Genomic DNA, 23,449 nt, shown 5'->3' with positions numbered 1-23,449 from the left:
TATTAACACCGGCGCGACGTGAGATCTTCCCATTATTTCTGCCAGCTCGCGGTGTCGCCGGAGTGATCTTGTAGCGAACCCCACCAGATGGCCTCGGCGAATCCGGGTGGGGCTGCCGGTGGTGACGGGTACTGTTCTCGTTCGGCCGCCCCGGAACGGTCAAATGTCCTGGGCGACTGGAGCAAGGAGTTATCTCATGGCATTCACCAGTCACCGTGGACTGCGCCGATTCGCGGCGATCCCGGCTGTTGCGAGTCTCGTGCTGGCCGCGGCCTGCTCGTCGGGCGAGTCCACCGCCGCGCCGGGCGTCACCAGCACGCCCTGTCCCGGTTCGCCGAACACCGATAACGGCTGCATCTATCTCGGGGTGCTCTCGGATCTGGCGAACGGGCCGTTCACCCCGCTCGGTGCCTCGATGAACGACGGTCAGATGGCGTTCTGGAAGCAGGTGAACGCGGCGGGCGGCATCGGCGGCTACGACATCGACATCAGCACCTACACCCGCAACACCTCCTACGATCCGCGCACCCATCGCAGCGCGTACGAGGAGATCGAGCCGAACGTGCTCGCGTTGTCGATGAGTTTCGGGACCGCGCAAACCGTCGCGATGCTGAACCAGATGGACGCCGACGACATGGTGAGCACCGCGGCCACCCAGTGGTCGGGCTGGAACTATCGCAGCGCCGACCGCAATCTGGTGCTCAGCGCGGGCTACTCCTACTGCACCGAAGCGGTGACCGGCCTCGACTGGTTCGCCGAAACCCATTACGCGCCGCGCAATATCGCCGTGGTCGCCTATCGCGGCAACTACGGCGGCGACTACGCCAGCGGCGCGCTGAAGTGGGCGCTGGCCAACGACGCCACCATCGCCGATCGCATCGACACCGGACCCAATGCCGAGGTCGGCAACCAGGACGGTCCCGTGGCGGAGATCCTGGCCGCCGCGCCGGACCTGGTGATGCTGGCCACCGGACCCGCCGAGACCGCGGAGATCGTGGGCAAGCTGGTGAAGTCGGGTTTCACCGGGCGATTCCTCGGCTCGCTACCCACCTGGAACGCGGCACTGCTGCAATCGGCGGCCGCGCCGGCGCTGACCGCGCTCTACAACTACACGACCCCGGTCGACAGCTGGGCCGGCGACAGCGTGGGCGCCAAGCACGCCCGCGACGCGATCACCGGCGAACCGGCCAACTTCGGCTATTCGCTGGGCTGGGCGATCACCTATCCACTCAAAGCCCTGCTCACCGCCGCGGCGGCGAACGGCGAACTCACCCGCGCCGGCCTGCGCCGCAGCGTCGGCGCGATGAAACCCGACGGTGAGGGCATGGTCGTGATCCATCCGGCGGGGGCGGCCGAACCGGATCTGGAGACGGAGTGGTCGGCGGTGTTCGAACCGGACCGGGAGGCGCCGATGGGCGCCAGAGCGGTGAGTGTCGGCTACCAGGGCAAGACGCTGGGTCGACTCAACCTGCACGAGCCCTGCACCCGGTTGTAGGGAATCAGCTCGCGGCGATCATGGCGACCGCCGTGAGCGCGAGCACCATACCGACCTTCTGGGTGGCGCTGATGCGCTCGCCGAGCAGGACCATCGCCAGCAACACGGTCGCCGCCGGATACAGCGAGCCGATCACGCTCACCACCGACAGCATCGCGCCGTGGAAGGCGTAGAGCAGCGCGGCATTGGCGATCACATCGAGCACGCCGACCGCCAGTGCCAGGCGCAGTGGTTCACCGTGCAGTCCGCGGAATTCGCCTGCCGCCAGCGCCGATGTCCACACGACCGCGGTTGCCGCCACCCGCTGGGCGAGCAGGGGCCACAGTCCCGCGCTCGCACTGGTTTCGTGCAGGAAGTAGAACGCGAAACCGAACGCGGCACCCGACCCGATCGTGAGGAGCGCGACCCGGCGGGTGAAACGCAGTTGCCTGCCGCCGGTGATCTCCTCGGTGGTTTCGTCGGGTGCCTCCCGGCTCACGAGCACCACCGCGACCAGGGCGACGGCGATGCCCGCGATCGCGATCGCGCCGGGCCGTTCGCCGAGAAAGAACCCGGCGATCACCGGGATGCCCGCGACCAGCACCGCGGTCAGCGGCGACACCACCGACATGGGACCGTCGGCGAGCGCGGCGTAGAACCACCACACCGCCAGGCCACTGGCCACACCGGCGGCCAGGCCCCACAGCACGGACGCGGTGTCGGCATGCCCGCCCACCAGTGGCGCGATCAGCAAGACCAGCAGCACGGAAAACGGATACGACACCACAACCACACGCAGCGCCGTGACCCTGCGCGCGGCGATCCCGCCGAAGAAGTCGCTGACTCCGTAGCCCGCCGCCGCGACGAGGGCGAGCACTACGGAGATCAACGCATGCCTTTGACCCGCCGACCTATTTCACGGGTGACCTCACGCTCGGCCTGCTTGCGGGCCAGATCCTGACGCTTGTCGTAGTCCTGCTTGCCCTTGGCGAGGGCGAGCTCCACCTTCACCTTGCCGTCGGAGAAGTACATCGACAGCGGCACCAGCGTCTGGTTGCCCTCGCGCGACTTGCCGACCAGGTGCTCGATCTCACGCTTGTGCAGCAGCAGCTTGCGGGTGCGGCGCGGGGAATGATTGGTCCAGGTGCCGTGGCTGAACTCCGGGATGTGCAGCCCGCGCAACCAGACCTCGCCGTGGTCGACGGTCGCGAAGGCGTCGACCAGCGAAGCCTTGCCCTCACGCAGGCTCTTCACCTCGGTGCCGACCAGCGCGATCCCCGCCTCATAGACGTCGAGGATCGTGTAGTTGTGCCGCGCCCGGCGGTTGGTCGCGATGACCTTGCGCCCCTTTTCCTTCATAACGGTCAACTGTAAGTGACGGCGCCAGCCCTTTATTCCATGGCCGACTCAGACCCTGGCGGCTGCCCTGGCCAGTGCGCGGTCGCGCTGCTCCTCGAAACGAGCCGCCTTGACCTCGAGGTCGAGCAGGTAGGTGTGCAGCTCGTCGCGGGCGATCTCGCCTTCGGGGCCGAAATCGGTGCGCTCGAAGATTCGCCAGATCCGCAGGGTCGGGCGCAGGACGACATCGAGGTGCTGGCGCAGGTCGTACACGCCGTGCTTGGCGAGCAGCACCGCGTTGCGGCGGAAGTTGGGCTGGTTGAGGCCGGGCATCTGGAAACGCAGGATCACGTCGGTGATGGCCCGCATGGCCTCGTCGGGGGTGAGGTCGAGAGCCGCCGCGCAGAGCTTGCGGTAGAAGATCATGTGCAGGTTCTCGTCGGCGGCGATCCGGGCCAGCATGCGATCGGCGACCGGGTCGTCGCACAGGGCGCCGGTGTTGCGATGGCTGATTCTGGTCGCGAGCTCCTGCAACGTGACGTAGGCGACGCCCTTGAGGAACTGCGAACCCTTCTCCGGCTTGGCGATGCCCGCGGTCATGTGCGACATCCTGGCCTCTTCGAGCGCGACCGGGTCGACCGCACGGGTCACGACGAGGTAGTCACGCAGGACGATGCCGTGGCGGTTCTCCTCGGCGGTCCACCGGCCGACCCAGGTGCCCCAGGCGTTGTCGAAGCCGAAGGTGTCGGCGAGTTCGCGGTGGTAGGAGGGCAGGTTGTCTTCGGTGAGCAGGTTGGTGATCATCGCCGCCTTGGCGACCTCGCTCAGCCGCGACTGCTCGGGATCCCAGTCGTCGCCGCCCATGGCCGCGAAGTTGCGGCCCTCGTCCCACGGCACGTAGTCGTGGGGGTGCCACATCTTGGCCTTGGACAGGTGGTCGTTGAGATTGGCTTCGGCCGTCGGCTCGAGCTCGGCGAGGATGTCGCTGTCGGACAGGTGGAGCGTCATGGGTCGACGCTACGAGGCGAGGGGCGGGTTCTCGGGGTTATTGCCGAGATTTCCGCGACTACTCATCACAACGGCCGACGTGCGGCGATGATCGGTCACAGCGGTGCGGGGCCGAAGCTGCCGACGTGCAGTGGCACCGAATCCCACTGAGCGCGGTCGGGCGTGAGGTCGCCGACAACCAGCACGCCCGCGTCGGCGAAAGCGCCTCTGGCCCGGGCGATGTGGTCCTCGGAGGTGACGAGAACGACCGAGCGCAAGCCCCTGTCGGCGAGCATGGCCGCGGTGTTGCGAGCGTTGGCCACCGTCGAGTCGGCCTCGGATTCGCGCAGGACCCGGCTCTCGTCGATGCCGGCGCCGACCAGCCACTCGGCCATGGCGTCGGCTTCGGACAGACCGGCTTGCGGGTTGCCGCCGGTGACGATGATCGGCGACCACGGCGCGAAGACGGCTTGGGCCAGGCCCGCGCGCAGTCGTCGCACGAGTTCCTCGCGCATCGTCCCCTCCGGCGTCAGGCCGTAACCGAGGACCACGACGGCGGTGTCGGGGCCGTAGATGCCGGGCAGGGTCGGTGTGCCCAGCGCCCGCGCGAAGTCGAGACCGGGCGGGGCCGGAAAGTCGGCACCGGCGGGTACCGGCACGCAGGCCAATCCCGTGACCGCTATCGCCGCGCACACCACACGCTTGCCCCAAGTCCACCGCACCATTGCCGTCGCCTCCTCGAGCTCGGGCCGATCTCCGTGATCGGTCCCGCTCGGCAACGGTGCGCCGGGTCGTCGACGTCAGGTATCCCTTTGACCTGCGCCTACGACAACTCACATGCGCATGTCGGCCACCGCTGGTGCGTGGCATCGCAAAATTTCCGGAATCGGACGTCGGGGCATACGAGGACTTGGCGAGCACGCGATCGATCGGCGGGCAGCGAGGGCGATCGCCGGAACACGACCGTCAGTGACACAGCACCGGATCCGACAGCGGCGTGTGGGAAATTGTCGAACGCGGCCGATCGGGCGGTGCGGACGGAACGTCAGCCTGGGCTCAGTACGAGGTAGAGGACCAAGGCGGCGGTGAAGATGGCGATCAGTGCGAGGGTCGACCAGCGTGGCCTGCCGCGGTGGATCACGCCGTGGTGAACGCCCAGCAGGGACGGCGCGACGACTGGATCGATGTGGCGGTGCGGCATCGGGGGTGTCGGGGTATCGGCTCCCGCACTCGGGCTGCTGCCCGACGTATCGTCGTCCGAGCCTTCACCGTTCGCCATGACTCGACAGTAACTCGGTGTCGTCCGATTCGGTGCGGTTCCTCGCCGCCGCGCGTGTACGCCCTGCTGGGCGGGGAGGCGCGGGTGCACCGCTACTCCCCGGCCAGCGTGGTCAGCACCCCCTCGCCATAGCGAGCCAGTTTGTTCTCGCCGACGCCGGCGACGGTGCCGAGGGCGGCGAGGTCGGCGGGTTTGCGCGCGGCGATCTCGCGCAGGGTGGCGTCGTGGAACACCACGTAGGCGGGCACGCCCTGTTCCTTCGCCGTCGCGGCACGCCAGGCCCGCAGGCGCTCGAACACTCCGACGTCGGCGGCGGGCAGGTCGGCGGTCGCCTTGGCCGATTTCGCGCTGCGCGCGGGGCGGGCGGCGCGTTCGGGCTCGCGCCGCATCGGCACCTTCCTGCCCTCGAACAGCACCTCGTTGCTCTCGTCGGTCAGTGCCAGGACACCGTATTCGCCCTGTACCGCCAGCAGGCCGCCCGCGAGCAGCTGCCGCACCACCCCGCGCCATTCGGTATCGCGCAGATCGGTGCCGATGCCGAACACCGAGAGCTCGTTGTGCCGATGCTGGGTGATCTTCTGGTTGGTCTTGCCGAGCAGGATGTCGACGAGGTGGCCCGCGCCGAACGATTGTCCGCGTTCGCGTTTGAGCCGCAGCACCGTGGACAGCAGCTTCTGCGCGGGCACCGTGCCGTCCCAGGTTTCGGGCGGATTCAGGCACACATCGCAGTTGCCGCAGGCGCCACCGGTCTGACCGAAATAGTTGAGCAGCCGCGCGCGACGGCAGCCGACGGTCTCGCACAGGGCGAGCATGGCGTCGAGGTGCAGTTGCAGCTGTCGGCGATGTGCCGCGTCGCCCTCGCTGGAGTCGATCATCTTGCGTTGCTGCACAACATCATTGAGGCCGTAGACCATCCAGGCCGTCGACGGCAGGCCGTCGCGGCCCGCGCGGCCGGTCTCCTGGTAGTAGCCCTCGACCGATTTCGGCAGGTCGAGGTGGGCCACGAATCGCACGTCGGGTTTGTCGATACCCATACCGAAAGCGATGGTGGCGACGACGATCAGGCCGTCCTCGCGCAGGAATCTGGACTGGTTCTCGGCACGGGTCCGGAAATCCAGGCCCGCGTGATAGGGCACCGCGCGAATGCCGTTCTCGTTGAGCATGGCCGCGGTCTTCTCCACCGAATTGCGCGAGAGGGTGTAGACGATGCCCGCGTCGCCGGGGTGTTCGGCGCGGATGAAGTCGAGCAGCTGACGGTCGGCGCGGTTCTTCGATTCGATCCGGTATTGGATGTTGGGCCGGTCGAAGCTGGAGATGAACTGTTTCGCGGCGCCGAGATCCAGGCGTTCGACGATCTCGGCGGCGGTCTTCTCGGTGGCGGTCGCGGTGAGCGCGATGCGCGGGACATCGGGCCAGCGTTCGTGCACCAGCGACAGCGCGAGGTAGTCGGGCCGGAAGTCGTGGCCCCACTGGGAGACGCAGTGCGCCTCGTCGATGGCGAACAGGGCGATCTTGCCGCGGTCGAGCAGCCGCAGCGTGGCTTCCAGCCGTAGGCGTTCCGGCGCCAGATAGAGCAGGTCCAGATCGCCCGAGACGAACTGTGCCTCCACCGTCCGCCGCTGATCCGGCGACTGGGTGGAGTTGAGGAATCCGGCCCGCACGCCGAGGGCGCTCAGCGCGTCGACCTGGTCCTGCATGAGGGCGATCAGCGGTGAGACCACCACGCCGACACCCTCGCGGACCAGCGAGGGAACCTGGTAGCAGAGGGATTTGCCGCCACCGGTCGGCATCAGTACCAGCGCGTCGCCACCGCCGACGACCTGTTCGACGATGGCCGCCTGGTCACCGCGGAAGCTGTCGTAGCCGAAGACGCGGCGTAATACCTCGTCGGCTGTCTCAGCGCGATCGGGAGCCGCGACCCGGCCCGGGGTGGCCGGGGCGAGATCGTCGAAGTGGAAGTCGCCGGTGTCGGCGAAATCGTGTTCGGAGACGTACCCGCCGTCGGACGGGTACGCGTCGTCGGGTGGGAAGTCCTCGGGCGGGAAGTCGTCGACATCGGGGGCTGTGGCGCCGGAATTGCTCACCGGGCCATCCTACGAGCGAGCGCCGGTCGCGCAGCCCGTCGACCGGAGCCGACGGCGGCGGATGCCGAAGTTGCGCACCTGTGGATAACTTCGATTCACCCGCGCAAACGGCCGAGGACCTCGTCGTGGAGCAGGCCGTTGGAAGCCACGGCGTCGCCGCCGTGCGGACCGGAGCGTCCGTCCAGGGAGGTGAACGCGCCACCCGCCTCGCGGACCAGGATGTCGAGAGCGGCCAGGTCCCACAGGGAGACCTCCGGCTCGGCGGCGATATCGACCGCACCCTCCGCGACCAGGCAATAGTTGAAGAAGTCGCCGTAACCGCGGACTCGCCAGACGGCGTCGGTGAGGTCGATGAACTTCTCGCGCAGACCGCGCTCGTGCCAGCCGGACAGACTGGAGAAGGCCAGGCTCGCGGCGTCGAGGTCGGCGACCGCGGATACCGAGATCGGCTTGGGCGCTCCGGGGTGGACCTGCACCCATGCGCCCGAACCGGCGGCGGCCCACCAGCGCCTGCCCAGCGCGGGCGCGCTCACCACGCCGACCACCGGGACACCGTCCTCCAGCAGGGAGATCAGGCTGGCCCACACCGGTACGCCTCGGACGAAGTTCTTGGTGCCGTCGATCGGGTCGACCACCCACTGCCTGCCGCTGAACTCGGCGTCGCCGCCGAACTCCTCGCCGAGCACGGCGTCGGCGGGGCGTTCGTCGGCGAGTACGCGGCGGATCAGCTGTTCTACCGCGAGATCGGCGTCCGAGACCGGAGTGAGGTCCGGTTTCGAGTCGACTTTGAGGTCGACAGCGCCGAAGCGCTCGAGGGAGATGGCGTCGGCCTGGTCGGCCAGTCGCAGGGCAAGGTCCAGGTCAGCGGAGTAGGCAGCCACGGTGGGAGTGTATTCGCCGAGCCGGCGCGCTCGAGTTCGCGGCGCGGTGAACATCGCTGCCGTTCCCCGCCCCGGCTCAGCGGCTCCGGCCGGGTGTGTGAGAACGCGCGAAAGCCGCCTGGTCAGGCCACGACCTGGGCTGTTTTCGCTGCGACCAGAGCACTTGTCCACCAGTGCAACTGGTCGAGGAGGGCCGTGGCGGCGGCTTCTGGTTCCTGCGGGTCGTGGAGTTGGCCGGTCTCGTCGAAGAGCATGTAGTAGCGCGGGAACGAGACGTAGTTGCGCACGGTGTGGGCGTTGAGTTCGTTGAACACCTGGCGCAGGTGTTCGATGGCCAGGAGTCCGCCGGAGCCGCCGCTGTAACCGACGAAGCCGATCGCCTTGGCGTCCCACTGGGTGAAGTGCCAGTCGATGGCGGCTTTGAGGGCGGCCGGGTAGCTGCGGTTGTAGTCGGGGGTGACGATGACGTAGGCGTCGGCCGCGGCCAAGCGGCCGGTGAGGTCGCGCATGCCGGCGGGGCGGACCGGGTCGGGGTCGAGGGCGGGCGGCACGGCGGGCAGGGCGGGCAGGGTGGTGTCGGCGAGGTCGATGATGTCGACCTCGAAACGGTCGTCGACCTGCTGGGCGAACCAGTTCGCGACAACGGGGCCGAATCGTCCGTCACGGACACTGCCGATGATGATCGCGAGCTTCAGCGTGGACACGATGTTCTCCTGTTCGTCGTACCGGCTCGATCAGCCGGTACGACCAAATCTCGCGGACCGCGAGCGTCGCAGGGAGACCACGCTGAGAGTGGTAGTGGCACGGCCACTCTCCGATGCGCCGAGCTGGGTACCGTCGACGAGGTGAGCGACAACGAACTCGGGCTGTTCCTGCGGACCCGCCGCGAAGCGGTCTCCCCCGCCGAGGTCGGGCTGCCCGCCGGACAACGCAGACGCACGCCGGGTCTGCGTCGCGCCGAGGTCGCGCTGCTGGCGGGCGTCAGTGTGGAATATCTGATCCGGCTCGAGCAGGGCCGCGACAGCCATCCCTCCGCTCAGGTGTTGTCCGCGCTGGCCGAGACGTTGCGGCTGAGTCCTCGCGAACGCGTCCACCTGCATCAACTCAGCAAAGGCGTGTCCGGGTTCAGTTGCGGCGCTGCCGAGAACGGTCCCAATCGCACGGTGCGTCCGACGATCCTGGCGATTCTCGCCCAGCTGGAACCGGCGCCCGCCGCGATCACCAACCGCTTCACCGAGATCCTGGCCTGCACCGAGGGCTACCGGAAGTTGATGGCGCCCGCGGGGCTGTTCGAGCAGGGCGAGCCCGCCAACGTCGCCCGTTTCGTGTTCACCCACCCCGGCGCCCGCGAGCTGTACCCGGAGTGGGACTCGGCCGCCGACAAGCTGGTCGCTTCGCTCAAGCAGGGCCCGTTCCGCGCCGATCCGATGGTCGCCGCCCTGGTCGACGAACTCACCGTGACGGCGGGCAGCGTCTTCACCGATCGCCTCGCGACGCTGCCCGGACTGCCGCCGTCGGGCGGGATCAACCGCCTCGATCATCCCGAGGCGGGCACGCTGCGGCTGGCCTACGAATCGCTGGATCTGTCCATCGACGACGACCAGTCGCTCTACGTCCTGCTCCCGGCCGACGAGGCCAGCGCGAACGCCCTCGACCAGCTGGTCGGACGCCGCCCAGGGGGCTTGCGGTCCATCGCAAGCTGACCGAATAGGCACTGTGTCGGACGGGACCGGTAGCCTAGGACATCGTGCATCCTGACGTTATCGCCGACCTCGCAGAACTCGACACCACGCTCAAGACGGTCGAGTCGGTCCTCGATGTCGAGGAACTACGCCGCCGCATCGATGAACTCGAGCACCAGGCCGCCGATCCCGAGCTGTGGAACAACCAGGAGCACGCCCAGCAGGTGACCAGTGAGCTCTCGCACGCGCAGAGCGAATTGCGCCGGGTCGAGGATCTGCGCCAGCGGCTCGAGGACCTGCCGGTGCTCTACGAACTGGCCGAGGCCGAAGAAGACGCGGCCGCCGCCGAGGCCACCGCCGACGCCGATGCCGAGCGCGCCGCACTGCGCGTGGACGTCGAGGCGATGGAAGTGCGCACCCTGCTCTCGGGCGAGTACGACAAGCGTGACGCGCTGGTCAACATCCGTTCCGGCGCCGGCGGCGTCGACGCCGCCGACTGGGCGATGATGCTGATGCGCATGTACATCCGCTGGGCCGAGCGGCACAAGTTCCCCGTCGAGGTCTACGACACCTCCTACGCCGAAGAGGCCGGCCTCAAGAGCGCCACCTTCGCGGTGAAGGCGCCCTACGCCTACGGCACGCTGTCGGTGGAGATGGGCACGCATCGCCTGGTCCGGATCAGCCCGTTCGACAACCAGGGCCGTCGCCAGACCTCCTTCGCCGAGGTCGAGGTCCTGCCCGTGGTGGAGACGACCGACCACATCGAGATTCCCGAGGGCGAGATCCGGGTCGACGTGTACCGCTCGTCGGGCCCCGGCGGCCAGTCGGTCAACACCACCGACTCCGCGGTGCGCCTGACCCACATTCCCACCGGCATCGTCGTGACCTGCCAGAACGAGAAGTCGCAGCTGCAGAACAAGATCTCGGCCATGCGCGTGCTGCAGGCCAAGCTGCTCGAGCGCAAGCGCCAGGAGGAGCGCGCCACGATGGACGCGCTCAAGACCAACGAGGGCGCGTCGTGGGGCAATCAGATGCGTTCCTACGTGCTGCACCCGTACCAGATGGTCAAGGACCTGCGCACCAACCACGAAGTCAACAATCCGACCGCGGTCCTCGACGGCGACATCGACGGTTTCATCGAGTCCGGAATCCGTTGGCGTATGCGCGATCAGGACGACGCGTAGCCAGCTGTTCGCTCACAAACCGTGCGCTTCAGCACGTTTGACCGCACGCCGTGACCGACCTGTAACCTTTCTGGTGTGCGTTCGACCGAACCGAAACTGTGCCTGTGCAGGTCCATGAAGGAGACGCGATGACCGACGTCCTCGCGGCCAACAGCGGACCCGAGATCAGCGACTGGATGCGTTCCAGTGGGCTGGAAATCGTCCTGCTGATCGTCGGCGCGATGCTGTTCGGCCGGTTCGCGGCGTTCCTGCGCGACCGGGTGACCACCAAGATCGACTCGGGTTTCCAGACCAGTGACGCCTTGGTCCGCACCGAGGCGGCCAAGCACCGTCACGCGCTGGCGCAGGTGGTCACGTGGGTGGTGCTGACCATCGTGTACGTGCTGGTCGGCATGGAGGTGTTGCGTCGGCTGGGCTTCGCGGTGACGGGACTGGTCGCGCCCGCGGCGGTGCTCGGTGCCGCGCTCGGTTTCGGCGCGCAACGCATCGTCCAGGACATTCTGGCCGGGTTCTTCCTGATCACCGAGCGCCAATACGGCTTCGGTGACGTGGTGCAGATCTCGGTCACCGGCTCCGCCGACCCGGCCGAGGGCACCGTCGAGGACGTGACGCTGCGCATCACCACGCTGCGCAACTCCGACGGCGAGGTGATCATCGTCCCCAACGGGCAGATCGTGAAAGTCACCAATCTGTCCAAGGATTGGGCGCGCGCCGCGATCGACGTCCCGGTCTCCGCGCAAGCAGATATCACCAAGATCAACGAGATCCTGCACGCGGTGTGCACCAAGGCCTACGAGGATCGCCGCCTCAAACCGCTGCTGCTCGACGAGCCGTCGGTGATGGGTGTCGAAGATCTCTCGCTCGACGTGATGAACATCCGGATGGTTGCCCGCACATTGCCAGGCAAACAATTCGAAGTGGGTCGCGAACTGCGCGTGCGCGTCGCCGCGGCCCTGCGTAAGGAGGGAATCAGTGAAACCACGTAAGTCCACAGCGATCCTGATGGCGGCGTGGCTGTCGACGTTTGTCGTGTACCTGTTCGTCAAACCCACCGATACCGCTGCCGAGGGCCCGACGACGTTCCTCAACGCCGTACCGACCTGGGTGAATGCCGACCCCCAACCCTGATCGACGCGCCGCGTCCCGCTGAGGCGGTTGGTTCGCTGGTTACACTGGCTCCCCGTGATCACCATGCGCAACGTGACCAAGTCGTACGAGACCTCGACGCGACCGGCGCTGGACAACGTTTCCGTCGATGTGGAAAAAGGCGAGTTCGTCTTCATCATCGGCCCGTCCGGTTCGGGCAAGTCGACCTTCATGCGACTCCTGCTCAAGGAAGAGGCGCCGACATCGGGCGAGATCCGGGTCGCGGATTTCCGCGTCGACCGCTTGCCCGGCCGGAAGGTGCCCAAGTTGCGGCAGCGGATCGGCTGCGTGTTCCAGGACTTCCGGCTGTTGCAGCAGAAGACCGTGGAACAGAACGTCGCGTTCGCGCTGGAGGTGATCGGTAAGCGGCGCCAGTTCATCGACCGGACGGTGCCCGAGGTCCTCGACATGGTCGGGCTCGGCGGTAAGGGGCAGCGGTTGCCGTCGGAGCTGTCCGGTGGTGAGCAGCAGCGGGTCGCGATCGCGCGCGCGTTCGTCAACCGGCCGCTGGTCCTGCTCGCCGACGAGCCGACCGGCAACCTCGACCCCGACACCAGCGCCGACATCATGGCGCTGCTGGAACGGATCAATCGCGTCGGCACCACGGTGCTGATGGCCACCCACGACAATCACATCGTCGACGCCATGCGAAGGCGGGTGGTGGAACTCGACCACGGCAGACTCGTGCGCGACGAAGCGACCGGCGTCTACGGGGTGGGTCGATAATGCGACTGAGTTTCCTGTTCACCGAGGTCGTCGACGGCCTGCGCCGCAATCTCACGATGACCATCGCGATGATCCTGACCACGGCCGTGTCACTGATGATGCTCGGCGGCGGCATGCTGTCGGTGCGGATGGCCGACAAGACCGAGAACTTCTTCATCGGCCGCCTCGAGGTGCGCTTCTATCTCGACGACGCGGTCTCCGACACCGATCCCGACTGCGCCGCCGACCCGTGCAAGTCGCTGCTGGCCGACCTCAAGCAGACCTCGGGTGTGGAGAGCGTGCAGTTCCTCAACCGCGCCGACGCGCTGGAGGAGGCGAAGAAGCTGTTCGCGGATCAGCCGGAAATGGTGCAGTACATCTCCGACTCGCCGCTGCCTGCCTCGTTGCGGGTGAAGATGACCGACGCCGACCAGTATCAGCACATCTACGACGGCTTCGCGACGCGGCCGGGTGTGCGGATCGTGGCCAACGACAAGGAGTTCGTCGACCGGCTGACCAGCCTGTTCGACGGACTACGCAATGCCGCGTTCGGTTTGGCGCTGGTGATGGCGCTGGCCGCGATGCTGCTGGTGCTGAACATGGTGCAGATCGCCGCGTTCACGCGGCGCACGGAAGTCGGCATCATGCGCCTGGTGGGAGCGACCCGCTGGTACACCCAGCTACCGTTCCTGCTCGAAGCGGTCGCGGCCGCCTTCGTCGGTTCGGTACTCGCGATCCTCGGCCTGGTGATCGCCCGGCCGCTGGTGATCGACCGGGCGCTGGGGCCGCTGTTCGACAGCAATGTGTTCCCGCGCATCACCGGCGACGACATCGCGGTGGTTGCCCTGACGATCGCGCCTGTCGGCATCGTCTTCGCCGCCGTCACCGCCTACCTGACCCTGCGCTACTACGTGCGCGAATAAGGTTTGTGCGCGGCGGGGCCGGCTCGATCGGTCCCGCCGCGTCGACGGCAGCCGACGCCGAGCGTGCTGGTTACTCCAGGCCCGTCGACGGCCGCTGCCCGGCGTGGGCGAGGCTGGCGCCGAGTTGAGCGACGAGTTGGGATCGCTGGCGGTCGAGGTCTGCGATGCGCCGGTCCAGTTCGGCGGTTCTGTCGGCCATGATTCGCACCGATATCTCGCAGGCTTGGACCGGTCCCGCGTCCTCGGCGCACGGCATCAGCAGGGCGATGTCATCGGTGTTCAGTCCTGCGGCCAGCAGTTCCCTGATCCGGGCGACCGTCGCTGCCGCCGATGCGGGATAACTGCGGTAACCGTTGCTGTCGCGGTGTGGATGCAGCAGACCCTGCTCCTCGTAGTAGCGCAGCAGCCGGGTGGCGACCCCGGTGCGTCGTGCCAATTCGCCGATCAGCATGTGACCACCGGCACCGTCGGCTTGACCTTCACACCCATGTCAATCCCTAACGTCGCCGCCATGACCACGATTCCCCTGCACACCACCGTCCATGGCTCCGGCCCCGGCATCGTCCTCGCGCACGGCGCGGGCGGCGGGATCGAGAGCAACTTCGGCACCGTGATTCCGGCGCTCGCCGACGGTCACACCGTGGTCGCCTCGGACTATCCGGGCGACGACACCCCCTTGAACCTCGACGACCTCGCCGACGCGCTCGTGTCGGCCGCCGTCGACGCGGGCGTCGAGACCTTCACCATCATCGGATTCTCCCTCGGCACCGCGGTGGCCGTGCGCGCCGCCACCCGCCACCCCGACCGCGTCACCGGCCTCCTGCTGACGGCCGGCCTGGCCGCCCCCGACAGTCGCGCCCAGCTCATCGTGCGGTTCTGGCAGGACCTCCTGGATCGAGGCGACCACGAATCCTTCGCCCGTCTCGTCGTGCTCACCGGTTTCTCCACCGGGTTCGTCAGCACGCTGCCCGTGGCCGCGATCGACGACATCGTTCGCCAGACGGCCGCCTCGATTCCCGGCGGCACCCGGCAACAGGCGGCGCTGGTCGAGTCGGTCGACACCACCCCCGACCTGGCCGCCGTCGCGGTGCCCACCCTGGTCGTGGCCACCACCGCCGACCTGCTGGTCGATCCCGCGAACTCGCGGGCGCTGGCCGCGGCGATTCCCGGCGCCGACTACACCGAGATCGAGGCAGGCCACGTGGTGATGGTCGAGCGCCCCGACGAGTGGCGCAAACTGCTGACCGAATTCCTCGACCGCCACGGGCTGTAGCACTCCCCTGCCATCACCCGGGCCCACCACGACGAAACGTAGCCGCGGCGATGGCGTGCAGTCTCATGACACATAACGAATCAGGATCGACCGCAGCCATGAGTCTGGCCAGAAACGGCGACAACGGCGGCTGATCGGGGTAAGACCAGTCCAGTCGCCGACCAGCGTGGCGAAGGTCGGCAATCCCACTTTGGGTCGGCACACATCTTACTCTGGAGTAAGATAGACTTACCGAAGAGTAAGATGGTGGGGTCGAAGGCACCCCGACAGCCGAGGAAATCAGGTGATGATGAGCACTCGAGACAGCGCGACGAAGCGACGTCCGAACGACACGTCCGCGGTCGGCCTCAGCCAGCCCAAACGGGACTGGATGGGCGCCGCGATGCGCGCTTTGACGACCATTACCGGGTCGGAGCTCGCGGGCAAGTACAACCTGCGCAAGCCGATCGAGCGCGTCACCTACGAGGGCACCAAGACCGGGTTCCGCACCCTGGGCGCGGCCACTCGTACGTTCGCCAAGGTCGCGGGCGGCGGTGAGCCCAAGCGTCTGGTCGACAACGAGTCCAAGACCAAGGACTACTTCGATCTCACCCCGTCCGACGAGCAGCAGATGATCGTCGAGACGGTGCGTGATTTCGCGGGCGAGATCCTGCGTCCCGCGGCCTACGACGCCGACAATGCCGCCAAGGCCCCGCGCGACCTGCTCGAGCGCGCCGCCGAACTCGGCATCACCCTGATCAACGTGCCCGAGGAGCTGGAAGGCGCGGCCTCCGAGCGCGGCGCCGTCACCAACTCCCTGGTCGCCGAGGCGCTGGCGCACGGCGACATGGGCCTGGCGCTGCCGATCCTGGCGCCGAGCGGTGTCACCGTCGCACTGTCGCAGTGGGGCACCGACGCCCAGCAGCAGACCTACCTGCCCGCCTTCACCGGCGAGAGTGTGCCGCAGGCGTCCGTGGTGATCAACGAGCCGCGCGCCCTGTTCGACCCGTTCGCGCTGCAGACCAAGGCCGTGCGCTCCCCCAGCGGCTACAAGCTCAACGGTGTGAAGAGCCTGGTCCCGGCCGCGGCCGACGCGGAACTGTTCATCGTGGCCGCCGAGCTCGACGGGCGCCCCGCGCTGTTCATCGTCGAGTCCGACACCGCCGGGCTGTCGGTGGAAGCCGACCCGAGCATGGGTCTGCGCGCCGCGGGCCTGGGCCGGCTGATCCTGGACAACGTGGCCGTCGGCGCCGACGCCGTCCTCGGCGACAGCGACGCCAAGACCCGTGCCGCCGAGTACGGCGACGCGGTGCAGCTCGCCCGCCTGGGTTGGGCCTCGCTGGCCATCGGCACCGGCCAGGCCGTGCTCGACTACGTGATCCCGTACGTGAACGAGCGTGAGGCGTTCGGCGAGCCGATCTCGCACCGCCAGGCGGTGGCCTTCATGGTCGCCAACATGGCGATCGAGCTCGACGGCCTGCGCCTGGTCACCCTGCGTGGTGCTTCGCGCGCCGAGCAGGGCCTGTCGTTCGCCCGTGAGGCGGCGCTGGCGCGCAAGCTGGCCACCGACAAGGGCATGCAGATCGGCCTGGACGGCGTGCAGCTGCTCGGCGGCCACGGCTTCACCAAGGAACACCCGGTCGAGCGGTGGTACCGCGACCTTCGTTCCGTCGGTGTCGCCGAAGGCATCGTGCTGGTCTAGGCCCGTTTCTCACCTTCCAGGAGCCCCCTCATGATCAATCTCGAACTCCCCAAGAAGCTGAAGGCGAGCGCCAACCAGGCCCACCAGGTCGCCTCGCAGATCTTCCGTCCCATTTCCCGCAAGTACGACCTCGCCGAGCACGAGTACCCGGTCGAGCTCGACACGATGGCCGCCATGATCGAAGGGCTCGCCGACTCCGGCACCCAGAAGATCGGTGGCGCCGCGGGCGGCCGTAACGACGAGGCCGCCGCGGACCTGACCGCGAATGCCAACGGCGGCAACATGTCCGCGCTGCTCAACGCCCTCGAGACCTCGTGGGGCGATGTCGGCCTGATGCTCACCATCCCCTACCAGGGACTGGGCAACGCCGCGATCGCCGCCGTCGCGACCGACGAGCAGCTCTCGCGTTTCGGCAAGGTGTGGGCCGCGATGGCGATCACCGAGCCGTCCTTCGGTTCCGACTCCGCCGCCGTCACCACCACCGCCACCCTCGACGGTGACGAGTGGGTCCTCAACGGCGAGAAGATCTTCGTCACCTGCGGTGAGCGCGCCACCCACATCGTGGTGTGGGCCTCGGTCGACAAGAGCCTGGGTCGCGCCGCGATCAAGTCCTTCGTCGTCCCGCGCGACGCTCCGGGTCTGTCGGTGGCGCGGCTCGAGCACAAGCTCGGCATCAAGGCCTCCGACACCGCGGTGCTGCTGCTGCAGGACTGCCGCATCCCCGCCGACAACATCCTCGGTTCGCCGGAAGTCAACGTGGAGAAGGGCTTTGCCGGGGTCATGCAGACCTTCGACAACACCCGCCCCCTCGTGGCGGCCATGGCCGTGGGCGTCACCCGCGCCGCGCTCGAGGAACTGCGTACCGTCCTCACCGAGGCGGGTGTCGAGATCTCCTACGACACCCCCGCGATGAACCAGTCCGCGGCGGCCGCCGAGTTCCTGCGCATGGAAGCCGACTACGAATCGGCCTACCTGCTCTCCCTGCGCGCCGCCTGGATGGCCGACAACAAGAAGCCGAACTCCCTCGAGGCCTCGATGTCCAAGGCCAAGGCGGGCCGCACCGGCACCGACGTCACCCTCAAGGCAGTGGAGCTGGCCGGCACCATCGGCTACTCCCAGCGCACCCTGCTCGAGAAGTGGGCCCGCGACTCGAAGATCTTGGACATCTTCGAAGGCACCCAGCAGATCCAGCAGCTGATCGTGGCTCGCCGCGTGCTCGGAAAGACCAGCTCCGAGCTGAAGTGAGCTGGTAGACAACGAAATCCGGTGCGAGTCGTCCGACTCGCACCGGATTTTCGTCTCCGGGAGGAGGCCGGCGTTTGCCGGATCGGCCCGGATGGGTTCTGCGCGGCGTTACGGTGATGGTCGAATTGTTCCGCGCTGTCACGAACATCGCTGGATTGCACACGACGGTGATGGGACGCGCGTCTTGAAGATCGACACCACGCTGACCGGCGGGCTCGCCACGATGGGCAAGGATGCCGCCGCCGCGGAGGCCGCGGGGTACGCGGGCATCTGGACGTTCGAAGGCGCGCACGACCCGTTTCTGCCGCTGTTGCTCGCCGCCGAGCACACCGAGCGGGTCGAGCTCGGTACCTCGATCGCGGTGGCGTTCGCCCGCAATCCGCTGTTGCTCGCCACCATCGCCTGGGATCTGCAGGCCTTCTCCCGTGGCCGGTTCGTACTCGGTCTCGGGAGCCAGATCCGCGCGCACATCACCCGGCGCTACTCGATGCCGTGGAGCCGACCGGCCGACCGGATGCGCGACATGGTGCTGGCGGTGCGTGCCATCTGGGCGAGTTGGGAGCAGGGCGGGCGGCTCGATTACCAGGGCGAGTTCTATCAGCACACCCTGATGCCGCCACTGTTTCGCCCCGCGGCCGACGAGGTGGCCGGGTTCGGACCGCCGCCGATCTATCTCGCGGGGGTGGGCCCGGGCATGACCGCGGTGGCGGGCGAGGTCGCCGACGGATTCATGTCGCACCCGTTCTGCACGCCGAGATTTCTGCGCGAGGTGACCCTGCCCGCCCTGGCGCACGGCGCGGCGCGCGCACGGAAACCCGTGGACGACATCGTGATCCACCATTCGGCGATGGTCGCGACAGGCAGATCCGCGAGCGAGCTCGCCGCGGCCAGGCAGGCCGTCCGAAAGCAGCTGGCGTTCTACGGATCGACACCGGCCTACTGGCCGATTCTCCAGTTGCACGATCGGGCCGAACTCGGACCCCGCCTGAAAGCGATGTCCAAGAACGGGGAATGGGATCGGATGGCCGACCTCGTCGACGACGATTTCCTCGATGCCGTCGCGATCACAGCCACCGACCCCGCCCGCGCGGCGGCGCAACTGCACGAGCGCTACGACGGAATCGTCGAACGGCTCGGGTTCAACACGCCCTATCGGGTCGACCCCGCGCTGCTGACAGAGCTGTTGCGGGAGATGTGATGTCGCGCAGGATGTCGACGGGTCAGAGCGCCGTCGTGTCGTCGACGTGGAGTCGGCGATCGAGGCGGTGGGGATCGACGTCGAGCAGCGGTCGATCCCAGTGGGCCAGGTCGGCCGCGGAAGCGTAGGTGGTGTCGAGGAAGTGCAGCAGGGTGGCGTCGGGGTCGGGGGAATTGCGGACCACGTCGTACGGGAGGACGAATTCGCCGAGGGTGGTGTCCCACTGGGCGCCGTCGGGGCCCGCGGGACGAGCGGAGTAACCGTCCGGAGCCGGGTAGGAATAGGCGTAGAAGGTGCCTTCGGCGCCACCGGGCCAGAAGCCCGCGCTCGCGCATTCGCGGGAGTAGGCCTCCTCCATCACCCAATCGGCGCAGTTGGGGGCACCGCCGGGGTGCAGGGGCGCGGGGCGGCCGGAGAAGCGGGTGCAGGCCAGGTCGAAGGAACCCCAGAAGAATTGCACCGGACTGGATTTCCCGGCGAAACCGGCGCGCCAGAGCTGGAATACTCGCTCGATCTGGACGAGCTGTTGCCAGAACAGGTGGACGGCGTCGGCGTCATAGGAGTGGTGGGTGGTGTCCTCGGCGAAGGGGATGGCCGGGTCGACCTCGTTGGGTGAGGCTTCGATATCGACCACGATGTCCAGCCGGCCGAGCACATGGCCGAGTTCGGCGTAGAAGTCGGCGACCGTGCGCGGTCGCAGGGCGATCGTGGCGCGGCGGGCGTCGCTGCTGCGCAGGACGAGTTCGTGGTCGACGAAGTCGAATTCGATGTCGAGCAGGCGGCCGTCGACGGAAATCGCACCGGTCGTCATCCCGCGCGCGCTGACCGCGAACGTGATATTCCACCAGTGGTTCACCAGCGGAGTGCCCGCCATTGTCAGCTTGCCGATGATCTGTGACCACATGTGCAGGGTGTCGCGCGTGTCGGACCAGGAGTCGACGCGTAGGGCCGGCCATACGGCCTTGGCGGGAGTCGAACGTGCCATCGGGATCCTCGCTCTCTCGGTGCGCGACCCCGTGGGCCCGCCCGTTCACAGCCAGGTGCGCTGGCTGATTGGTCAACCGTTCGGCGTGTCCTGCGACGTTTCATCGTACGTCGGCGCTGGTAGATCGCGCCGCAAGGACGAATCCGACCATCAGAGGGGTTGTGTGGGACTCTGAGTCTCATATAACGTAGGAGTCGCGCCACACCGAAGGAGACACCGCTGATGCTGTCGACAATCAAGAACACCGCCACCGATCCCGAGTACCACGAGATCCTGCGCAACCTGTCCGAAGGTTCGGTCAACCGGCACTTCGACCCCTACGTCGACATCGACTGGGAATCCCCCGAGTTCGCCGTGCACAGCGACGACCCGCGCTGGATCATGCCCGAAGAGGACCCGCTGGGCCGTCACCCCTGGTACAAGGCCCAGCCGATCGAGAAGCAGATCGCCATCGGCATGTGGCGCCAGGCCGGCATCGCCAAGGTGGGCCTGGATTTCGAGCAGCTGCTGATCCGCGGGCTGATGCAGTACCTGGTGTCGGTCCCCAACGGCGACCCGGAATTCCGGTACATCACCCACGAGGCTGCCGAAGAGTGCAACCACACGATGATGTTCCAGGAGATGATCAACCGCATCGGCTACCGCGATGTGATCGGCATGGGCACCATCGATCGCAAGCTGACGATGGCCATCTGGCCCGCGGTGAAGTACTTCCCCGAACTGTTCTTCACGATGATCCTCGGCGGCGAGGAGCCGATCGATCACCTGCAGAAGTCGCTGCTGCGCGCCGGCGTCGATCTGCACCCGATGGTGCAGCGGGTGATGCAGATCCACGTGGCCGAGGAAGCCCGGCACATCTCCTTCGCCCACGAATACCTGCGCCGCAACGTGCCCGGCATGAACCCGATCACGAAATCGGTGCTCTCCGTGGCCTTCCCGATCGCCATGCGGGTGATGCTCGACATGATCATGACCCCGCCCAAGGAATTCGTCGAGAAGTTCGACATTCCGGCGGAGGTCATGCGCGACGCCTACTGGGGCAGCGAGGAATCGCAGACCACGATGCGCAATATCTTCGGCGATGTGCGTGCCCTCGCCACCAACAGCGGTCTGATGAACCCGGTCGCCAAGCTGACCTGGCGCCTACTCGGCATCGACGGCCCGGTGACCCGCTACCGCAGCGAACCGGCCCGCAAGGTCGCCTGAGCGATCAGGTGAGCACGACGTCCCACCGGAACACCGTTCGGCCATAGTCAACTGTACACAGCGATGTACAGTTGACTATGGCCGATTACGACAGTGTGCCGCTGACCGAGTTACGTGGTCAGCTGGGTAGTGTTTTCGACGGGGTGTCCGCGAGCGGACGGCCCGTGATCGTGACGCGGGAGGGGAAAGAATTGGTCGCGGTGGTACCCGCTGAGGTGTTGCGGCACGGGGCACTGCCCCCCGCGTACTTCAACGATGACCTGCGGGAGCAGATCCTGGGCAAGCTCGACGCCAGGATCACCCAGCATTCGGCGGAAGACATCGCCGAGGCGGAAGCCAAACTGAGCAAGCTGATGGGCGCGCTGGACAGCCGCCAGTGAGCGTCGCCGACCACACCGCGCTCACCTCGCTGGCCCTGTCGCCGCTGTTCGGGCAGGTGATCATGCGCCAGTTCACCCAGCAGCGCCGAATCCTGGTGGTGCCCACCGTGAGTCTGATGGCCGCGATGCGCGCCGTGGACAACATCGATGAACTCGGGCGCCTGCTCGACAATCGCGTCGCCGTGCGCTGGGCCGAACTCGACGCCCCGACCGCGATCCGCATCGGCACCACGGTGCCGATCGTCGACGACCATCTCGACTGGCCACTGATCGCGCCCGTGGTGTTCACCGCGCAGAATCTGGACATGCCGGTCCTCACCGCCAAACCCGAGCTCTATCGCGGCTACAAAGTGGAGATCGCGAACATGCCGTAACCGACCTTCGAGGTCCTGAACTCGGCTTTCCCCGGGGTAGTGACAGATCCCACATCGGCTGTCGGTACCGTGCACAGGTGGTCGGCGGCTGATAGCCCAACCGACCCGCACAGCGGACGAATTACCAGGGAAAGCAGTACCAGGAACACTCGAGGAGAGCTGGTTATGCATCATCTGAGTTTCATACGTCGCTTCACCACCGCGGTAGCCGCCACCTCGGCCGCCGTCGCCATCGTCTTCGCGAGCCCCGCGGTCGCGGAACCGACGACACAGACTGTCGATGTGGCCGCGGCCGTTTCGCAGCTGCGCACGTCGGTGGCGAACAATCCGGGCGCACTCGCCGCCCTCGACAAGCTCGCCGCCGACGGCACGGTCGATGTCGCGCTGCCTGCACAGCCGTTCCAGATCCCGGCGACCTCCGATATCGGCCAGAACGGCGGCGGGTCCGGGGTGTACGGCTCCGGCATCGCCCTCGATATCGACGGCTTCCGCCTCGGCTTCTTCGGCGGGCCCGGCACCATCTCGCCCAACCAGGGCAACGCCAAGCTCGAGGTCATGTGGCTGAATCTGTCCAGCGGGCAGAGCGGCACCGCGGTCCTGAACGAACACCAGGACGTGCCGGTCGACACCACCATCCGCACCGCGGCGCTGAACACCGGCGCCGGGCTGGTCGTGGCGGCGGTGTACGGCAACCTGTGGCACCGCTGGCCGGTACCGGTCGACGAGGCGCACCCGGACGGGTTCGCTTACCAGCTCGGCACCATCCAGCAGCCCTCGTTCGGTGCTGTCACGCGCTGACGTTCGTCCACTGCGCACCCCGGGTCCACCGGATCCGGGGTGCGCTGTCGTTTCGATGAAGCAGCGCAACAGCTTCGGTGTGGCGTAGGTTGACCGGCGTGGAGGATCTGGTCGACCGACTCGAAGAACTGGAACGCCGTGTTGCCGCGCTGGAGAGCGCGCAGCCCGAGCACGCGCAACTGCCGTGGGCGGTGGCGCGCCTGCGGCAGGAATTCGCCGATGCCGGGAAACGCACCGGCGGGGTGCTGCTGGCGGGCGCGTTGCAACTGCCCACCGGTGAGCGCTTCGATTGGCAGGCCCAGTACCCCACCGATGCCATAGTCGGTGATGTCTGGACCATCGAAGCTGCCAATTGCCTTGCCGCGCTGGCTGATCCGGTCCGGCTGCGACTACTTCAGGAAATCGTCTACGGGCGCAGAACCGCCGCCGATCTCGCCGCCATCGCGGAACTGGGCACCTCACCCGAGATCTACCAGCACTTGCGCCAGCTGGCCGCCGTCGGCTGGTTGCAGACCGCGGGATTGGGCCGTTTCGAGGTGCCGGAAGGCAGGCTTGTCCCGCTCCTCGCGGTGCTGGCGGCGGCCCAGCGCTGATCTTGTGGAGATGTCCCAAATGCCCGGTTAGAC

26 protein-coding genes are annotated in these 23,449 nt (G+C 67.5%); 16 read left to right on the top strand and 10 right to left on the bottom strand.

Annotated elements, in window-relative coordinates:
- The first annotated feature begins 196 nt into the window (after positions 1–196).
- The gene (locus ACWDXS_RS10155; RefSeq protein ID WP_378991390.1) at positions 197–1,495 is read left to right on the top strand and encodes an ABC transporter substrate-binding protein; all 1,299 of its coding nucleotides are present in this window, start codon (positions 197–199) and stop codon (positions 1,493–1,495) included.
- Positions 1,496–1,499: 4 nt separating this feature from the next.
- Here the strand turns inward: ACWDXS_RS10155 and ACWDXS_RS10150 are convergent, their stop codons facing one another.
- The 8 genes from ACWDXS_RS10150 to ACWDXS_RS10115 all read right to left on the bottom strand — a co-directional run bounded on the left by ACWDXS_RS10150 (position 1,500) and on the right by ACWDXS_RS10115 (position 8,747).
- Positions 1,500–2,363 (bottom strand): EamA family transporter, encoded by an 864-nt coding sequence (locus ACWDXS_RS10150; protein WP_378991389.1) that lies wholly within the window; start codon positions 2,361–2,363, stop codon positions 1,500–1,502.
- Positions 2,360–2,833, bottom strand: coding sequence for an SsrA-binding protein SmpB (gene smpB / locus ACWDXS_RS10145; protein WP_378920812.1), 474 nt, complete (start codon positions 2,831–2,833; stop codon positions 2,360–2,362). The genes ACWDXS_RS10150 and smpB overlap by 4 nt, the downstream gene beginning before the upstream one ends.
- A gap of 48 nt (positions 2,834–2,881) precedes the next feature.
- On the bottom strand, positions 2,882–3,820 hold the full coding sequence (locus ACWDXS_RS10140; RefSeq protein ID WP_378651804.1) for an acyl-ACP desaturase: 939 nt from the start codon (positions 3,818–3,820) through the stop codon (positions 2,882–2,884).
- A gap of 95 nt (positions 3,821–3,915) precedes the next feature.
- Positions 3,916–4,524 (bottom strand): YdcF family protein, encoded by a 609-nt coding sequence (locus ACWDXS_RS10135; protein ID WP_378991387.1) that lies wholly within the window; start codon positions 4,522–4,524, stop codon positions 3,916–3,918.
- 320 nt (positions 4,525–4,844) lie between these two features.
- Positions 4,845–5,078, bottom strand: a complete 234-nt coding sequence (locus ACWDXS_RS10130; RefSeq protein ID WP_378991385.1) for a hypothetical protein — start codon at positions 5,076–5,078, stop codon at positions 4,845–4,847.
- A 92-nt stretch (positions 5,079–5,170) separates the two neighbouring features.
- A complete protein-coding gene (recQ, locus tag ACWDXS_RS10125) occupies positions 5,171–7,162 on the bottom strand; it encodes a DNA helicase RecQ (RefSeq protein WP_378991383.1) in 1,992 nt (663 codons plus the stop codon).
- Positions 7,163–7,257: 95 nt separating this feature from the next.
- The gene (hisN, locus tag ACWDXS_RS10120) at positions 7,258–8,043 is read right to left on the bottom strand and encodes a histidinol-phosphatase (protein WP_449964173.1); all 786 of its coding nucleotides are present in this window, start codon (positions 8,041–8,043) and stop codon (positions 7,258–7,260) included.
- Positions 8,044–8,165: 122 nt separating this feature from the next.
- A complete protein-coding gene (locus tag ACWDXS_RS10115) occupies positions 8,166–8,747 on the bottom strand; it encodes an NADPH-dependent FMN reductase (protein ID WP_387447111.1) in 582 nt (193 codons plus the stop codon).
- 141 nt (positions 8,748–8,888) lie between these two features.
- Between ACWDXS_RS10115 and ACWDXS_RS10110 the strand changes: the two genes are divergently transcribed.
- The 6 genes from ACWDXS_RS10110 (at position 8,889) to ftsX (ending at position 13,683) form a co-directional block, all read left to right on the top strand.
- Positions 8,889–9,746 (top strand): helix-turn-helix transcriptional regulator, encoded by an 858-nt coding sequence (locus ACWDXS_RS10110; RefSeq protein WP_378991379.1) that lies wholly within the window; start codon positions 8,889–8,891, stop codon positions 9,744–9,746.
- Between the two features lie 44 nt (positions 9,747–9,790).
- Complete coding sequence (gene prfB, locus ACWDXS_RS10105; RefSeq protein WP_056812604.1) at positions 9,791–10,909, top strand: peptide chain release factor 2; 1,119 nt, start codon at positions 9,791–9,793, stop codon at positions 10,907–10,909.
- A 128-nt stretch (positions 10,910–11,037) separates the two neighbouring features.
- Positions 11,038–11,895: a mechanosensitive ion channel family protein gene (locus ACWDXS_RS10100; protein ID WP_378991378.1), complete on the top strand. Its 858-nt coding sequence runs from the start codon at positions 11,038–11,040 to the stop codon at positions 11,893–11,895.
- Positions 11,882–12,037: a hypothetical protein gene (locus ACWDXS_RS10095; protein ID WP_378632946.1), complete on the top strand. Its 156-nt coding sequence runs from the start codon at positions 11,882–11,884 to the stop codon at positions 12,035–12,037. The genes ACWDXS_RS10100 and ACWDXS_RS10095 overlap by 14 nt, the downstream gene beginning before the upstream one ends.
- Positions 12,038–12,091: 54 nt before the next feature.
- The gene (ftsE, locus tag ACWDXS_RS10090) at positions 12,092–12,781 is read left to right on the top strand and encodes a cell division ATP-binding protein FtsE (RefSeq protein ID WP_378632943.1); all 690 of its coding nucleotides are present in this window, start codon (positions 12,092–12,094) and stop codon (positions 12,779–12,781) included.
- On the top strand, positions 12,781–13,683 hold the full coding sequence (gene ftsX, locus ACWDXS_RS10085) for a permease-like cell division protein FtsX (RefSeq protein WP_378991377.1): 903 nt from the start codon (positions 12,781–12,783) through the stop codon (positions 13,681–13,683). The genes ftsE and ftsX overlap by 1 nt, the downstream gene beginning before the upstream one ends.
- A gap of 70 nt (positions 13,684–13,753) precedes the next feature.
- Here the strand turns inward: ftsX and ACWDXS_RS10080 are convergent, their stop codons facing one another.
- Positions 13,754–14,134 carry a MerR family transcriptional regulator gene (locus ACWDXS_RS10080; protein ID WP_449964165.1) on the bottom strand — a complete coding sequence of 127 codons (381 nt, stop codon included), beginning with the start codon at positions 14,132–14,134 and terminating at the stop codon, positions 13,754–13,756.
- A gap of 60 nt (positions 14,135–14,194) precedes the next feature.
- On the opposite strand from ACWDXS_RS10080, the gene ACWDXS_RS10075 reads away from it, so the two are divergent.
- The 4 genes from ACWDXS_RS10075 (at position 14,195) to ACWDXS_RS10060 (ending at position 19,080) form a co-directional block, all read left to right on the top strand.
- Entirely contained in the window at positions 14,195–14,956 is a 762-nt protein-coding gene (locus ACWDXS_RS10075; RefSeq protein WP_449964162.1) for an alpha/beta fold hydrolase, read from the top strand.
- 283 nt (positions 14,957–15,239) lie between these two features.
- Complete coding sequence (locus tag ACWDXS_RS10070) at positions 15,240–16,637, top strand: acyl-CoA dehydrogenase family protein (RefSeq protein WP_378651822.1); 1,398 nt, start codon at positions 15,240–15,242, stop codon at positions 16,635–16,637.
- Positions 16,638–16,667: 30 nt separating this feature from the next.
- Positions 16,668–17,882 (top strand): acyl-CoA dehydrogenase family protein, encoded by a 1,215-nt coding sequence (locus ACWDXS_RS10065; protein WP_378651825.1) that lies wholly within the window; start codon positions 16,668–16,670, stop codon positions 17,880–17,882.
- A 184-nt stretch (positions 17,883–18,066) separates the two neighbouring features.
- Entirely contained in the window at positions 18,067–19,080 is a 1,014-nt protein-coding gene (locus tag ACWDXS_RS10060; RefSeq protein ID WP_378991373.1) for a TIGR03617 family F420-dependent LLM class oxidoreductase, read from the top strand.
- A 22-nt stretch (positions 19,081–19,102) separates the two neighbouring features.
- On the opposite strand, the gene ACWDXS_RS10055 is transcribed toward ACWDXS_RS10060, so the two are convergent.
- Complete coding sequence (locus ACWDXS_RS10055; RefSeq protein WP_379317904.1) at positions 19,103–20,065, bottom strand: DUF5996 family protein; 963 nt, start codon at positions 20,063–20,065, stop codon at positions 19,103–19,105.
- Between the two features lie 222 nt (positions 20,066–20,287).
- Here ACWDXS_RS10055 and ACWDXS_RS10050 point away from each other — a divergent pair, with 222 nt between their 5' ends.
- The 5 genes from ACWDXS_RS10050 to ACWDXS_RS10030 all read left to right on the top strand — a co-directional run bounded on the left by ACWDXS_RS10050 (position 20,288) and on the right by ACWDXS_RS10030 (position 23,416).
- Positions 20,288–21,271: an AurF N-oxygenase family protein gene (locus ACWDXS_RS10050; protein ID WP_378991371.1), complete on the top strand. Its 984-nt coding sequence runs from the start codon at positions 20,288–20,290 to the stop codon at positions 21,269–21,271.
- Positions 21,272–21,348: 77 nt separating this feature from the next.
- Positions 21,349–21,651: a type II toxin-antitoxin system Phd/YefM family antitoxin gene (locus ACWDXS_RS10045; protein WP_266292300.1), complete on the top strand. Its 303-nt coding sequence runs from the start codon at positions 21,349–21,351 to the stop codon at positions 21,649–21,651.
- Complete coding sequence (locus ACWDXS_RS10040; RefSeq protein WP_378632914.1) at positions 21,648–22,025, top strand: PIN domain-containing protein; 378 nt, start codon at positions 21,648–21,650, stop codon at positions 22,023–22,025. The genes ACWDXS_RS10045 and ACWDXS_RS10040 overlap by 4 nt, the downstream gene beginning before the upstream one ends.
- A gap of 165 nt (positions 22,026–22,190) precedes the next feature.
- The gene (locus ACWDXS_RS10035) at positions 22,191–22,823 is read left to right on the top strand and encodes a hypothetical protein (protein WP_449964153.1); all 633 of its coding nucleotides are present in this window, start codon (positions 22,191–22,193) and stop codon (positions 22,821–22,823) included.
- Positions 22,824–22,921: 98 nt separating this feature from the next.
- Positions 22,922–23,416 carry an ArsR/SmtB family transcription factor gene (locus ACWDXS_RS10030; RefSeq protein ID WP_101468527.1) on the top strand — a complete coding sequence of 165 codons (495 nt, stop codon included), beginning with the start codon at positions 22,922–22,924 and terminating at the stop codon, positions 23,414–23,416.
- The last annotated feature ends 33 nt before the right edge of the window (positions 23,417–23,449 follow it).

This window comes from Nocardia sp. NPDC003183 (genome assembly GCF_053590715.1).
The sequence above is the reverse complement of the archived record's forward strand: the minus strand, read 5'-3'. Positions and strand labels throughout refer to the sequence as shown.

Excerpts from the sequence above, each read along its gene's own strand:
- ACWDXS_RS10155 (WP_378991390.1), top strand. The coding sequence starts at position 197 with ATGGCATTCACCAGTCACCGTGGACTGCGCCGATTCGCGGCGATCCCG.
- smpB (WP_378920812.1), bottom strand. The coding sequence starts at position 2,833 with ATGAAGGAAAAGGGGCGCAAGGTCATCGCGACCAACCGCCGGGCGCGG.
- ACWDXS_RS10140 (WP_378651804.1), bottom strand. The coding sequence starts at position 3,820 with ATGACGCTCCACCTGTCCGACAGCGACATCCTCGCCGAGCTCGAGCCG.
- ACWDXS_RS10135 (WP_378991387.1), bottom strand. The coding sequence starts at position 4,524 with ATGGTGCGGTGGACTTGGGGCAAGCGTGTGGTGTGCGCGGCGATAGCG.
- ACWDXS_RS10130 (WP_378991385.1), bottom strand. The coding sequence starts at position 5,078 with ATGGCGAACGGTGAAGGCTCGGACGACGATACGTCGGGCAGCAGCCCG.
- ACWDXS_RS10100 (WP_378991378.1), top strand. The coding sequence starts at position 11,038 with ATGACCGACGTCCTCGCGGCCAACAGCGGACCCGAGATCAGCGACTGG.
- ftsX (WP_378991377.1), top strand. The coding sequence starts at position 12,781 with ATGCGACTGAGTTTCCTGTTCACCGAGGTCGTCGACGGCCTGCGCCGC.
- ACWDXS_RS10080 (WP_449964165.1), bottom strand. The coding sequence starts at position 14,134 with ATGCTGATCGGCGAATTGGCACGACGCACCGGGGTCGCCACCCGGCTG.
- ACWDXS_RS10075 (WP_449964162.1), top strand. The coding sequence starts at position 14,195 with ATGACCACGATTCCCCTGCACACCACCGTCCATGGCTCCGGCCCCGGC.
- ACWDXS_RS10065 (WP_378651825.1), top strand. The coding sequence starts at position 16,668 with ATGATCAATCTCGAACTCCCCAAGAAGCTGAAGGCGAGCGCCAACCAG.
- ACWDXS_RS10055 (WP_379317904.1), bottom strand. The coding sequence starts at position 20,065 with ATGGCACGTTCGACTCCCGCCAAGGCCGTATGGCCGGCCCTACGCGTC.
- ACWDXS_RS10050 (WP_378991371.1), top strand. The coding sequence starts at position 20,288 with ATGCTGTCGACAATCAAGAACACCGCCACCGATCCCGAGTACCACGAG.
- ACWDXS_RS10045 (WP_266292300.1), top strand. The coding sequence starts at position 21,349 with ATGGCCGATTACGACAGTGTGCCGCTGACCGAGTTACGTGGTCAGCTG.
- ACWDXS_RS10035 (WP_449964153.1), top strand. The coding sequence starts at position 22,191 with ATGCATCATCTGAGTTTCATACGTCGCTTCACCACCGCGGTAGCCGCC.